The sequence below is a fragment of the Gordonia sp. NPDC058843 genome (genome assembly GCF_042743165.1).
Taxonomy (GTDB): Bacteria; Actinomycetota; Actinomycetes; order Mycobacteriales; family Mycobacteriaceae; genus Gordonia.
In genome coordinates this window covers 27821-40412 of the sequence record NZ_JBHYNC010000012.1, presented here as the reverse complement: position 1 = coordinate 40412, position 12592 = coordinate 27821, and the positions used below count along the sequence as shown (strand labels likewise).

The 12592-nt window shown below is 68.3% G+C and carries 12 protein-coding genes; 7 read left to right on the top strand and 5 right to left on the bottom strand.

Annotated elements, in window-relative coordinates:
- Positions 1–132 precede the first annotated feature (132 nt).
- Positions 133–969, bottom strand: coding sequence for a large conductance mechanosensitive channel protein MscL (gene mscL / locus ACFW3F_RS10860; RefSeq protein WP_388057233.1), 837 nt, complete (start codon positions 967–969; stop codon positions 133–135).
- A 178-nt stretch (positions 970–1147) separates the two neighbouring features.
- The gene (locus ACFW3F_RS10855; RefSeq protein WP_388057102.1) at positions 1148–1834 is read right to left on the bottom strand and encodes an SAF domain-containing protein; all 687 of its coding nucleotides are present in this window, start codon (positions 1832–1834) and stop codon (positions 1148–1150) included.
- Positions 1835–2066: 232 nt separating this feature from the next.
- On the opposite strand from ACFW3F_RS10855, the gene nhaA reads away from it, so the two are divergent.
- Positions 2067–3344, top strand: a complete 1278-nt coding sequence (nhaA, locus tag ACFW3F_RS10850) for a Na+/H+ antiporter NhaA (protein WP_388057100.1) — start codon at positions 2067–2069, stop codon at positions 3342–3344.
- A gap of 39 nt (positions 3345–3383) precedes the next feature.
- On the opposite strand, the gene ACFW3F_RS10845 is transcribed toward nhaA, so the two are convergent.
- Positions 3384–4931: an alanine/glycine:cation symporter family protein gene (locus ACFW3F_RS10845; RefSeq protein ID WP_388057098.1), complete on the bottom strand. Its 1548-nt coding sequence runs from the start codon at positions 4929–4931 to the stop codon at positions 3384–3386.
- A 231-nt stretch (positions 4932–5162) separates the two neighbouring features.
- Here ACFW3F_RS10845 and ACFW3F_RS10840 point away from each other — a divergent pair, with 231 nt between their 5' ends.
- Positions 5163–5495, top strand: coding sequence for an FmdB family zinc ribbon protein (locus tag ACFW3F_RS10840; protein WP_388057096.1), 333 nt, complete (start codon positions 5163–5165; stop codon positions 5493–5495).
- 88 nt (positions 5496–5583) lie between these two features.
- Here the strand turns inward: ACFW3F_RS10840 and ACFW3F_RS10835 are convergent, their stop codons facing one another.
- Positions 5584–6162 (bottom strand): 5-formyltetrahydrofolate cyclo-ligase, encoded by a 579-nt coding sequence (locus ACFW3F_RS10835; protein ID WP_388057094.1) that lies wholly within the window; start codon positions 6160–6162, stop codon positions 5584–5586.
- Between the two features lie 163 nt (positions 6163–6325).
- On the opposite strand from ACFW3F_RS10835, the gene ACFW3F_RS10830 reads away from it, so the two are divergent.
- The 3 genes from ACFW3F_RS10830 to ACFW3F_RS10820 all read left to right on the top strand — a co-directional run bounded on the left by ACFW3F_RS10830 (position 6326) and on the right by ACFW3F_RS10820 (position 9542).
- Positions 6326–7270, top strand: a complete 945-nt coding sequence (locus ACFW3F_RS10830; RefSeq protein WP_388057092.1) for a UTP--glucose-1-phosphate uridylyltransferase — start codon at positions 6326–6328, stop codon at positions 7268–7270.
- A gap of 157 nt (positions 7271–7427) precedes the next feature.
- Positions 7428–8732, top strand: a complete 1305-nt coding sequence (glp, locus tag ACFW3F_RS10825; RefSeq protein ID WP_388057090.1) for a gephyrin-like molybdotransferase Glp — start codon at positions 7428–7430, stop codon at positions 8730–8732.
- A gap of 153 nt (positions 8733–8885) precedes the next feature.
- The gene (locus ACFW3F_RS10820; RefSeq protein ID WP_388057088.1) at positions 8886–9542 is read left to right on the top strand and encodes a GNAT family N-acetyltransferase; all 657 of its coding nucleotides are present in this window, start codon (positions 8886–8888) and stop codon (positions 9540–9542) included.
- A 38-nt stretch (positions 9543–9580) separates the two neighbouring features.
- Here ACFW3F_RS10820 and ACFW3F_RS10815 read toward each other — a convergent pair whose 3' ends face one another.
- Positions 9581–10351: an ankyrin repeat domain-containing protein gene (locus tag ACFW3F_RS10815; RefSeq protein WP_388057086.1), complete on the bottom strand. Its 771-nt coding sequence runs from the start codon at positions 10349–10351 to the stop codon at positions 9581–9583.
- Positions 10352–10457: 106 nt separating this feature from the next.
- Between ACFW3F_RS10815 and ACFW3F_RS10810 the strand changes: the two genes are divergently transcribed.
- Both ACFW3F_RS10810 and glpR read left to right on the top strand, forming a co-directional pair.
- The gene (locus tag ACFW3F_RS10810; protein ID WP_388057084.1) at positions 10458–11126 is read left to right on the top strand and encodes an SIMPL domain-containing protein; all 669 of its coding nucleotides are present in this window, start codon (positions 10458–10460) and stop codon (positions 11124–11126) included.
- Positions 11127–11272: 146 nt separating this feature from the next.
- Complete coding sequence (gene glpR / locus ACFW3F_RS10805) at positions 11273–12496, top strand: gephyrin-like molybdotransferase receptor GlpR (RefSeq protein WP_388057082.1); 1224 nt, start codon at positions 11273–11275, stop codon at positions 12494–12496.
- The last annotated feature ends 96 nt before the right edge of the window (positions 12497–12592 follow it).

Below are 12592 nucleotides of genomic sequence, written 5' to 3'. Positions count from 1 at the left end.
ACCTCAGGGAGCAGGGGTTATGCGGTTCTTTCGGATTAGGGAGCAGGGGTTATGCGGTTCTTTCGGATTAGGGGGCAGCGGGGCGGTCGCTTGCGCTCCTCCAGCTTCCTGGGAGCCTGCGGGTGCCGGGCGTCAGCGTGAGTGGCGCCCCGGCGCGTCCGGACCCTCGCCCGGGAAGTCACCCGGGTACTGCTCACCGGGATAACCGGTTCCGGGTCCGGGAGGCGGGTAGTTGCCGGGGCTCGGGTAATTCCCCGGCGGCGGGTAACTACCGGGAGCGGGCTGCGGTGTCGGATACGGCTGTCCGGACGGGCCTCCCGGCGGCGGTCCCTGCGGAGGGCGATTCTGCGGGGGAGCCGATTGGGGCGGAACAGACTGGGGCGGGGCGGATTGCGGGGGATTCGGATGCGAGGGCGGACCCTGAGATGCGGGGGGAGCCGAGATGCGTTGCGTCGTACCGGCTCCGGCGGGCGCCTCGTACGGGGCGAAGGAGCCCGACGGCGTGCCGTACGGGTCGCCGGCCGGCCCGGCCGGATCGGTGAGATGCGATGGCAGGTCACTCTCGGCCTCCACCTTGGCTTTCGAGGTGCCCTCGGGGTCGAGCAGATCGCGGATCTCGGACAGCAGAGCGATCTCCGTGACCTCTGCCTTCTTGCCGAAGCCGCCGAGTTCGGCCAGCTTGTTGTACGGCAGGATGATGATGAAATACACCACCGCAGCAATGATCAGGAAGTTGATCACCGCGGTGATGACGTTGCCGAGGTCGACGAATGTCGAAGGGTTGTCCGTGATCTGGAAACCGAGTCCCTGAGCGGCGTCGGAGCCGACGGGGATCGAATTGATGATCGGCTGGACGATGCCGTCGGTGAAGGCGGTGACGATCGCGGTGAATGCCGTGCCGATGATGACCGCTGTCGCCAGCTCGACGACATTGCCCTTGAGTATGAAGTCCCTGAATCCCTTGAGCACGGTGTGCGGCCTCTTTTCGGTGATGTCCTGCTCTTGTCCGGCGATTCTGTGCACGATCGGAGCAAATCCGACATGCGCTGTGCGAGCTCGTACTACCCTATCCACGATCGTGAAGGAACCGATCCATTTGAGTTGATTCATCGCGGCTGTGTCGTCATTTCTTGATCCCCGTGCGCAGTCAGTGCAGGACGACGGCGAGCGACGTGTCGAGCCCCGCCGCCGCCACCCGATGAGCGGACTCGGCGTCCATGGCGAGCAGTACCGGGGCAGCTGTCGTCGGGCCGGGAGCGATGCCACCCGACCCCGGATCTGCGGCATAAAGAGCGACGACGGCCCGCCGGGCCAGCACTTCGGCCTCCTCGGTCAACACGTCCACCACGTCACCGGGGCGGAGGAGTGAGGTCACCGCGTCGTCCGACAGTCGGATCGGCACGAGGCGGGCGTCGTCGATCCCGGTCAGGTCGGCGGGTAGGTGCGACGACAGCAGGCGGGTGTCGGTGATGATCTCGCCTCCACGGACACGTCCGGTCACCGTCCGGCCGAGGGTCGGCGCCACATCGGTCAGGACTCCGTCGGGAACCGCGGTGCCCGCAATCGTCCGAGGTCGCAGATCGCCGGCCTCGACCACCTGTCCCGGTAGGAGGTCGCGTGCGGCCACCAAGACCTCGACATCACCGTCGGCGCGTGTCCCCGCTATTCCGACCACCACGGCGGCGACGACCAGGGCCGTCGCCGCGACGCGTCGGACCAGGAGGCTCCGGGTCCACCCCGGCCGCAGTGCGGAACCCAGTCGGTCGCGGAGCCGGGGACCCAGGGAGGCGCGGGAAGGGAGCGTCGACGCCGGAGAGATGAGGCGAGGGGACATGAGGCGAACGGTAGGTCCGCGCACGCGGGTCGGTGGCGGTCCGCGCCGGCCTGTGGACAACGCCGAGCCGGACAACTCGCCCTGGGGACACCCGCGCCGCTGACGGGGGTGCGATGGTCTGACGTGTCGCGGTGGGGGAGAATCGGTGATCGGTGTGCCGGGAAGTCTGGTCGGCCGCTGCCCGGCGCGGGTGGCGTGAGGTTGATCTGTCTGTCCGACCCAGAGGAGCACTATGACCGACCAGACACCAGGTGACGTCACCGGCGACACGCAGCGGGACGACGGCCGGGCGAATCGCCTACGGCGGTGGGCCGCGCTCGACACGACCAGCGGAGCGCTGCTTCTCGTGGCCGCAGCTGTCGCCGTGGTCTGGGCGAACTCGCCGTGGCGGGAGACCTACGATGCCCTGCTCGACATCGAGGTGGGCCCCGAAGCACTTCACCTGCACCTGTCGCTGGCGCACTGGGCGTCCGACGGGTTGCTGGCGATCTTCTTCTTCGTCGTCGGCGTGGAGCTCAAACACGAGTTCGTGGCCGGGAGCCTCCGGGACCTGAAACTCGCGGGTGTGCCGATCGCTGCGGCGGTGGGCGGAATGGTGACCCCGGCCCTCTGCTACGTCGTCGTGGTCGCGGTCGGCGACCCCGACGGGCTTCGTGGCTGGGCGATCCCGACCGCCACCGACATCGCCTTCGCCCTCGCGGTTCTCGCGATCTTCGGCCGCGGTCTCCCGCTCGCCCTGCGGACATTTCTCTTGACACTCGCCGTCGTCGACGACCTTCTCGGCATCATCGTCATCGCGACGTTCTACACCGACGAGATCGACTTCGTCATGCTGGCGGGTGCGCTCGTCGCGGTGGGCCTCTTCGCCCTGGTGGTGCGGCAGTCGTGGCGGTGGTGGCCGATCCTCATCCCGGTCGCCGTCGTCGCGTGGGGCCTGATGCATGCCTCGGGAGTCCACGCGACCGTCGCGGGCGTACTTCTCGGATTCGCCGTGCCCGCCATCGCGATACGAGGCGAGAAGCAGCCGCGCACAGAGAGACTCGACGACGCGGTCCGCCCATACTCCGCGGCGATCGCGCTGCCGGTGTTCGCCTTCGCAGCCGCGGGGGTCACCGTCGTCGGCGGCGAGGGTTCGATCGTCCAGCCGGTGTCCATCGGGATCGTCGTCGGCCTCGTCGTCGGCAAGCTGGTGGGTGTGCTGGGTTCGACCTGGCTGATGACCAGGTTCACACCGCTGCGTCTACCCGACGCGGTCGGCATCCGGGATCTGCTGCCCGTCGGATTGCTCACCGGTGTCGGATTCACCGTCGCGTTGCTGATCGCCGAACTGAGCTTCGAGGCCGGCTCCGACGACCATGCCGCCGCCGCCAAGGCAGCCATCCTCGTCGGGTCCGTCGTGTCGGCAATCCTCGCCGCGATCCTGTTGCGGTGGGATGCCCGGCAGGCCCGGGACCCCGACATGAACCGCGACGACATCCCCGACGTCGACAAAGACGTCATCGGGGGATAGCCCCGCAGGTCTCGCGCGCGAGACCTGCGCGGCCGCGCCCTACTTCGACAGCGGAGCGGCTTCCCTGGTGTCGTCGGCCCGGCCGTAGGACTCCCAGAACGTCGCTCCCACGATGCCGAGGGCGACGGGATCGAAGATCGGGTCCTTGCCTTCCTTCTTCTGCTTCTCGTAGTCGCGCAGCGCCTTGAACGCGGGCTGTTGCAGGATGAGGATGCCGACGATGTTCAGCCATGCCATGAGACCGACGCCGATGTCGCCGAGGGTCCACGCCTCGCTCGCGGTGGAGACGCAGCCGATCGCCACCGACACCAGGATCAGCGCCTGCAGGAGCAGCGTGAGGTTCGCGCCGAGCGTGCTGCGCAGCGGACCGATGTAGATCGTGGAGGCCTTGCCCATCAGGAACCGCAGGTTGGTCTCGGCCATGTAGTAGTACGCGATGATCGTCGTGAGGCAGAAGAAGGCGAGTGACACCGCGACGAAGGTCGAACCGGCGCCCGCCCACATGCTGTCGAAACCGATCTGCACGAATGCGGGCCCCACGTCGGTGCCGCCGGGCAGCAGGCCGCCGTCGGCGAGCACCGCTCCGTCGGCGCTCTCACCTTCGAATACCCGGTAGGCGCCGGTCGAGATGATGAGGAAGCCGGTCGCCGAGCAGACGAACAGGGTGTCGACGTACACGGCGAAGGCCTGCACGAAGCCCTGCTTGGCGGGGTGGGAGACCTCGGCGGCCGCGGCGGCGTGCGGTCCGGTGCCCTGGCCGGCCTCGTTGGAGTAGATGCCGCGCTTGACGCCCCACATCACCGCGGCGCCGACGACCGATCCGAAGACGGAGTCGATGCCGAACGCGCTGGCGAAGATGAGCCGGAGGACCTCGGGGATCTGCGACGCGTTGGTGACGACGACCACGAGCGCGAACGCGATGTAGAGGACGGCCATGAACGGGACGACGATCGTCGCGAAGGTGGCGATGCGCTTGACCCCGCCGATGATGACGAAGGCCAGCACGATGACCACGCCCACCGCGACGGCCCAGTCCGCGATCCCCCACGCCTGGCTCATCGCGATGGCCATGGAGTTGGACTGCACGCTCGGGAGCAGCAGCCCACAGGCGAGGACGGTCACCGCGGCGAAGATCAGGCCGTAGACCTTGAAGAACGGTGCGGCCTTGGTGTGCGCCAGCGCTTTGCTGAAGTAGTAGGCCGGGCCGCCGCGGTACTCGTTGGTGAGCGGGTCGCGGGTCTTGTAGATCTGGCCGAGTGTGCACTCGACGAACGAGGTCGACGCCCCGAGGAACGCCATCGCCCACATCCAGAACAATGCGCCGGGCCCGCCGAAGGCGATGGCGGTCGCCACACCGGCGATGTTGCCGGTGCCGACGCGGCCGGCCAGGGAGATCATCAGTGCTTGGAAGGACGACACACCGTCGGGGGAGCTCTCGCCGTGACGCATGACCCGGATCATCTCGGGAACGTGCCTGATCTGCAGGAACCTCGATCGGATGGAGAAGTACACCCCCACACCGAGGCAGAGATACACCAGCGGATTGCTCCAGATGATGCTGTTGAGGTCGTTCAAGAAGTCGGTCATGTGGCTCCAACGTGGTGAGTGCGGCCGCTCGGGGCGGCGGCTCCCGGTCAACATGAGGTGAACCGTCTACTTCGGCTAGGGAAACACTGTGCACGACGCCGCCGGGATGCGCGCGACGAGGGGCCGATCGCGACGGCGGAGAGCCCGGCCGCCGCTGGTCTTAGCACTCGGAATGAGTGAGTGCCAAAGTCGGTTACACTGGTCAGCGTTTACTGACTTTCGGAGGTTTCGGTGCCCACCTACTCGTATGCCTGCACGGAGTGCGACAACAAGTTCGACATCGTCCAGTCCTTCTCCGACGACTCGTTGACCGAGTGCCCGCAGTGCGCGGGTCGCCTGCGCAAGCTGTTCAACTCGGTCGGCATCGTGTTCAAGGGCAGCGGTTTCTACCGCACGGACTCGCGTCCGGGGTCGTCGTCGGACACCTCGACGTCCTCGTCGTCGGACAGCTCGTCGTCGAGTTCCTCGTCGGACAGCTCGAAGTCGGATTCGTCGAGCAGTACGAAGTCGGATTCGTCGAGCTCGTCGAGCAAGAGCGAGACCAAGGCCGCGACGCCCGCCTGACCGGCCGGCGTTCACAACTTCAGCAGCAGAACCCGGGCCGGTTCACCCACCACGACACCGCCCGGGTTCTGTTGTACCCGGGATCAGCTCAGCCGAGCCGGCGGAATCCGTCTCCGGGTGTGAGGGTCCAGCCGACCGGGACGTCATGGTCGCCGGACGGCAGTGAGTCGACGACCTCGTCGTCGTAGACCACGCCGACGAGGTCTGCCGAGAGACCGTGCAGGGTCCGGTCGTAGTATCCGGCGCCGCGTCCCAGCCGGACCCCGCTCTTGTCGATGGCGAGCGCGGGCACCAGGATCATCGACGCCGCGCGGATCGCGGTCACACCCACGCGTTCCGTGGTCGGTTCGAGCAGGCCCCAGCGCCCGGGACCCAACGAGTTCGGTCCGGTGTAGGGCGCCCAGTCCAGGGCTGCGGGGCCGCCGTCGGGAACCACCGGGACGAGAACCGACACTCCTCGGTCGACGAGCGCGTCCAGCATCGAATTCGAGCCGGGTTCGTTGCCGACGGGAACGTGGGCGGCGACGGTGACGTCGTACTCCAGACGGAAGGGGCAGGCGTACATCCACTCGGCGAGAGCCGAGGCGGACCGGTCCCGCTCAACCTCGGAGCGGCGCGAGCGTCGCTCCTCGATCTCTTGTCGCAGTTGCTGTTTCAGCGTTGGCAAGACCCGGCCGTCCTTCGCGTCGTCTCGACCCCGGTGGTGTGTGCGGCCCGGCCGTGACAGCCGGGACGCCCGCACTGTATCCGACCGCCGGATCGCCCGTGATGAGGTCCCGGTCACCGCCGTCTGTCGGGACGGCAGCCGACACCTGTCCTAGGGTGGATTCATGAGTGCGACGGATAGAGCTGGTTTCAGTGAGTACGACGGTGTACCCAACACTCCGCCGATCCCGCGTACCGCGGTCGTCCCGGCAGCCGGATTGGGCACGAGGTTCTTGCCGGCGACCAAGACGGTTCCCAAGGAATTGTTGCCGGTCGTCGACACCCCCGGCATCGAGCTTGTCGCCGAGGAGGCCAAGGCGGCCGGCGCCGACCGCCTTCTGATCGTCACCTCGCCGGGCAAGGACGGCGTGGTCGCGCACTTCGTCGAGGACCTCGTCCTGGAGAACACCCTCGCCACGCGCGGCAAGGAGTCGATGCTGGCGAAGGTGCGCAAGGCGCCGAACCTGCTCGAGGTCGCGTCGGTCGTCCAAGAGAAGCCGCTCGGCCTGGGACACGCGGTCGGTTGCGTCGAGAGCTATCTCGACGACGACGAGGACGCCGTCGCGGTACTCCTGCCCGACGATCTGGTGCTGCCCGGGGGCGTTCTCGAGGTCATGGCGCGCACGCGTCAGCGCCGGGGCGGATCGGTCTTGTGCGCGATCGAGGTCCCCGAGGAGCGGATCAGCGCCTACGGCGTCTTCGACGTCGAGCCGTTGCCCGACGCCAACAACCCCAACGTCATGCGGCTCAAGGGCATGGTCGAGAAGCCCGAGCCGCAGGACGCGCCGTCGAACCTCGCCGCCGCGGGACGCTACATCCTCGACCGCAAGATCTTCGACGCATTGCGCCGTATCGAGCCCGGAGCCGGTGGCGAGCTGCAGCTCACCGACGCCATCGCGCTGCTCATCGAGGAGGGCGAGCCGGTCCACGTCGTCGTCCATCACGGCACCCGGCACGATCTCGGCAACCCGGGCGGGTACCTGAAGGCTGCCGTCGACTTCGCGCTCGACCGCGACGATTACGGCCCCGATCTGCGTGAGTGGCTCGAGAAGCGCCTCGCCGACAGCTGAGTCCGCACGCCGATCACGACTGCGTCCGCGCGCCTCGCACGCCGGGGCGGGAGTGCTCGATAACGTCGCACTGTGTTGTATCGAGTGCACGACGCGCCTGGAGCTGTCACCCGCGCGTCCCGGTGTGCTGACCGGTTGAGACGGGAAGAGCGGTGAGATGCGGTCTGTCGAAGATCATCTGACGCTGGTGACCGCGGCCGCAGTGGCGCCGCGACCGGTGCGCGTCGCGATCTCCGAGGCGCAGGGCCTGATGTGCGCCGAGGAGGTCGTCACCGAGCATCCGATGCCCGGATTCGACCAGGCCGCGATCGACGGCTACGCGGTGCGCGCGGTCGACGTGGGACTGGCGGGGGTGCTCGCTCCCGAGGACCTGGAGGAGTTCGACGCCAACGGTGCCGAGCTGGTCGACCTCGAATCTGGCGAGCCGATGATCGTGTCACTCCCGGTGGTCGGGGAGGTCGGCCCGGGTTCCCGGACACCGACGCGACTGCAACCGCGTCAGGCGGTGCGCGTCGAGACCGGCGCGCCGATGCCGACGCTCGCCGACGCCGTGGTGCCGCTCCGCTGGACCGACGGCGGCGATCAGAAGGTCAAGATCGGGCACGGCGTGGAGAGCGGCAACTACGTCCGCCGGGTCGGTGACGACGTCCAGCCGGGTGATGTCGCAGTACGCGCGGGATCGATCATCGGTCCGGCCCAGGTGGGTCTCCTCGCTGCCGTGGGCCAGGCGCGGGTGATGGTCCACCCCCGGCCGCGACTGTCGGTCATCTCGGTGGGCAGCGAGCTCGTCGACATCGATCGCACGCCCGGACCCGGTCAGATCTACGACGTCAACAGCTACGCGCTGGCGGCCGCCGCCCGTGACGCCGGCGCCGACGTGAACCGGGTGGGCATCGCCGAGCGCGAGGCATCGCGGATGCGTGAGGTCGTGGAGGCGCAGCTGATCCGCTCGGAGATCGTGGTGATCTGCGGCGCCGTCGGTGGGAGTGCGTCCACGGCCGTCGCCGACGCGCTCGCCGATCTCGGCGATCTGGAGATCGCACGCGTGGCCATGCATCCCGGCTCGGTCCAGGGTTTCGGCCGCCTCGGTCGTGACGAGGTGCCGACGTTCCTGCTCCCCGCGAACCCGGTGAGCGCATTGGTGACCTTCGAGGTGATGGTCCGCCCGCTCATCCGGATCGCGCTGGGCAAACGGCAGCCGATGCGTCGGATCATCAAGGCGCGCACCATCGGACCGATCGCATCGGTCCGCGGTCGCAAGGGCTACCTGCGTGGGCAGCTGATGCGCGACGAACGGTCGGGCGACTACCTTGTCCAGGTACTCGGGGCGTCACCGACCGGATCGTCGCACCTGCTCGCCGAACTCGCCGAGGCGAACTGTCTGATCATGGTCGACCCCGAGGTCGAGGAGATGGGTACGGGCGACGAGGTGGAGGTGGCCTTCCTCGCGCAACGCGGGTGAGGCTCCGTTGGTTGAGTCGGCACCGAGCGCAGCCGCCGGGCCGAGCAAGCGACGAAGGAGCGCCACGAGGTCGAGGCGCCGAGTCGAAGCCACTCCGGCGCGAGATCCAGGTCTCATGCCGCTGCCACTGTGACAGCGCATAAACTCCTTCTCGTGTTCAGGTGGTTGAGCGGCAATCAGGGAAGCCCGGGATGGCCGGCAACTCTCGGGCCGCTGCGGACCCGGACCGGGTCGGTCTCCCTGCGGCCGGTGAAAATGCGGGACGCCAAGACGTGGAGCGAGTTGCGGATCCGCAACCAGAACGCCCTGCTGCCGTGGGAACCGACCGGTGTGGGGAGCTGGGCCGAACGCCATCAGCCCGGGTCGTGGCCGCCGCTGTTCGCGGTGCTGAAGTCCGAGGCGAAGCGAGGTGCGTTGCTCCCGTTCGTCATCGAGCTCGACGGCCGCTACGTCGGGCAGCTGACCGTGGGAAACATCCAGCGTGGAGCCGTCCGGACCGCGTGGATCGGCTATTGGGTGGATTCGGCCGTCGCCGGCAACGGCATCGCGACCGCCGCGGTCGCTCTCGGAGTCGATCACTGCTTTGGGGCCGTCGGCCTGCATCGGCTCGACGCGACGGTGCAACCGACCAACGAGGCATCGCAGAAGGTGTTGACCAACATCGGATTCCGGCAAGAGGGCCTACTGCTCCGCTACATGGACGTCAACAAACGCTGGCGCGACCACATGCTGTTCGCGCTCACCGCCGAAGAAGTGGTGGGCAGCGCGGCCGAGGCCCTCGTCCGGGCGGGCCGCGCGTCGTTCCAATGATCCTCTGACCACCTGCCCGCACCCGCGGTGACGACGCGTCAGCGGCCGGTCTCGACGGGGAAGTCCCGGGCGCGCATCTCGGATTCGATGGCTGCTCGGGTGCGGAGATAGGAACTGGTCCGAATGGAGTCGTCGGCCGTGTACAGCGAGGGCAGGAAGGTCGAACCGCGCTGATCCCGGTGCGCGCCATCGGCACCCGCGCGCAACAGGATGAGGCAGTGGTCGATGTTGAGCACATCGGCCGCGGTGAACAGCGGCGTACGCCCGGCGAGGGGTTGCACCGAGTCGAGGTCGGCGCCGCGGTCTATCAGCAGACGCAACGCGTCGCCGCGACGATGACGGACCGCGGTGTGGACGACGTTGCCGCCGATCCGGTCGGACGCCTCGATGAGCCCGGAGTCGAACTCGACGATGGTGCGGAAGGCATCGAACCGGTCGAGCAGCACGCTGTAGGCGACGGCGTTGTACCGTCCGGCGCCCGGTAGGTGCGGATCGGCGCCTGCCCGGAGCAGGGCGCCCACGGCCGTGGGTGGCCCGAACTCCACCGCCCACTGCAGTGGCGTGATGTCGACGCGGCGCGGGTCGGTGTCCGGATCGCCCCCGAGTTCGTCGAGGTCGGCGCCCGTGGCGACCAGGGATTCGATCTGCGCCTGGTCGTCTCGCCGGGCGGCGTCGAGCAATCGAACGGTGGGGGCGGTGAAGTAGTCGGCCGCGTCCACGCGCGTCGAGACGACGTCGGCGATCCACCCGCACCCGGCGACCACGCACGCCGACATCGCTGTCGCGACCAACGCCACGAGTCTTCTCATCCGCACCTCGTCCTCCGCACCACGCCGCTCGTCACCACGCCTGTCGCCCCGATGTCCGATTTTCACGGTAGACCGGGTCGCCGCGCCGACGCATAGGCTCTCGTCCATGACTGAGCACATCGACGAACTGGAGATCGTCGTCCGCGGCCACGCTCGCGGGCGGTATCGGCCCGAGCGCGGGATCATCCACCTCGTGGTGCGGGTGGACGGTGCCGACAAACCCGCCGTCTACGCACGCGCGGTCGAGGTCCATGCGGACCTGACGCGGGCGCTGACCGGCCACGAGTCGGCCGGCGCGGTGACCCGATGGTCCGCGGACTCGGTGCGGGTGTACTCCCACCGGCCGTACTCGGAGACGGGCGAGCGGCGAGAACTGGTGTACAACACCCGTATTCGGATCGAAGCCGAGTTCGTCGACTTCGAGAGGCTGTCGGAGTTCATCGATATCTGGGCGTCGGTCGACGCCGTCGAGATCGGTGACGTCGACTGGGACCTGCGCGAGGAGACCCGGCGTGAACGCGAGCGAGAGTTGCGTCGTGCCGCGGTCGACGACGCGATGCTCAAGGCGCAGGCCTATTCCGACGCGGTGGGACGGGGACCGGTGACACCTGTGCTCCTGTCCGACCCGGACATGGCCGCGCGGGTGCCGGCGTCACCGCGTCGGGCCATGCCGATGGCGGTCGCGGCCGGTCCATCGGCCTCTTCGTCGCTGGAACTGCGGACCGACGACATCGAGATCGCAGTCGCTGTGGACGCCCGGTTTCGGGCTCGCTGACTCCTGCCGCGCCGGTGTTGCTGAGAGGCGCGTGTGAAACCGAGCCGATTCGCCGGTGTCCCGGCGCGTCTACCCGGGGGTGACGTCCCGTCGCCCTAGATTGTGGAATGGCCTCGTGTGACCAGAGTGAATGAAGGGAGAGTCGCATGCCCAACTCCGTACTGTGGGTCTGTCTCGTCGCGGTCTGGCTCTTCGTGCTGGTCCCGATGGTCATCAAGGGCCGTCCGCAGATCCTGAAGTCGACCGACGCGGCGCGCAAGACGCGACTGCTGCACCGTGGTGGGTCGCGCGCCACGACCGCATCGGGGAACCGGCGCCGCTCGTCGGCTCGTCACCCGCACGATCCGTCGTGGAAATCCTCGCGCCGTAGCGCCACCGCGACGCTCGAGGCCGAGACCGAGGACGACGCGGACGCCGAGGAGACCACGTCCTCGACCCGGGTACGACGCGCCGGAAGCGCCAAGGTCGAGAAGCCGACGGTCGAATCCCTGGACGACGAGAAGATCGACGACGAGTCCGAGGACTCGGACATCGACGCCGAGATCGACGAGCCCGGCGCCGCCGAAGGCGACGCGATCGCTGAGGACGAGGCGGACAGCACCGCCGAGGCCGCCGAGCACGACGACACCGACGAGTTCGTGGACGTCGCGGACGACGACTTCGTCGATGCCGACAGCGAGTACGAGGACGACCTCGACGACGACGGCGAGGACGCTGAATACGACGACGCCGAGTACGAGGACGCCGAGTACGAGGACGCCACAGACGATCTCGACGAGGACGAGTACGACGACTATGCCCGCGGCTCGCGGCGCGACGATCGCGCCGAGGCGCCGGTTGCAGAGTCTGCGACTGACGGAAACGATGTCGACGAGATCGAGGACAGCCGCCCGGCGGCGCGTTCGTCGAGCAGTCGGCGGTCCGGCCGGAGCGTCTACTCGTCGGAGAGGGAACGCGAACTCAAGTACCGCGAACGTCAGCGGGTCACGTTGGGGCTGTTCGTGTTGGTGCTCTTGGCGGTCGTGGCCGGGTTCGTCGTGGGGATGCCCGGCTGGGTGGCCACCGGCGTGCTCGGGCTGCTTCTGGTCGGCTACCTCGCGTACCTGCGTCGTGCGGTGAAGACCGAGCAGCAGATCCGGGCACAGCGCCTCGCGCGGGCCAAGCGGTCGGCGCGTGCCGAGGAGGAGCGTCGTCGACGTGCCGCTGCGGTACCGGAGTTCGCCGCCGCACCGCCCCCTCCGCGGCTTCGACGACCGGGTGGCGCAACGGTTCTCGAGATCGACGACGAGGATCCGGTGTTCGACCACATCCCGCCGTTCCAGCGTCGTCGCATGGACCGCGAAGACCTGCAGTACCGCCGCGTCGGCTGATCTACGCAACTTTCGGCGGTGGGGGGTGGCAGGGCGCAACCCACCCACGAAAGTTGGTGGTTATTTTTTGGAGTGGGGGTTTACGGGGGGATAACA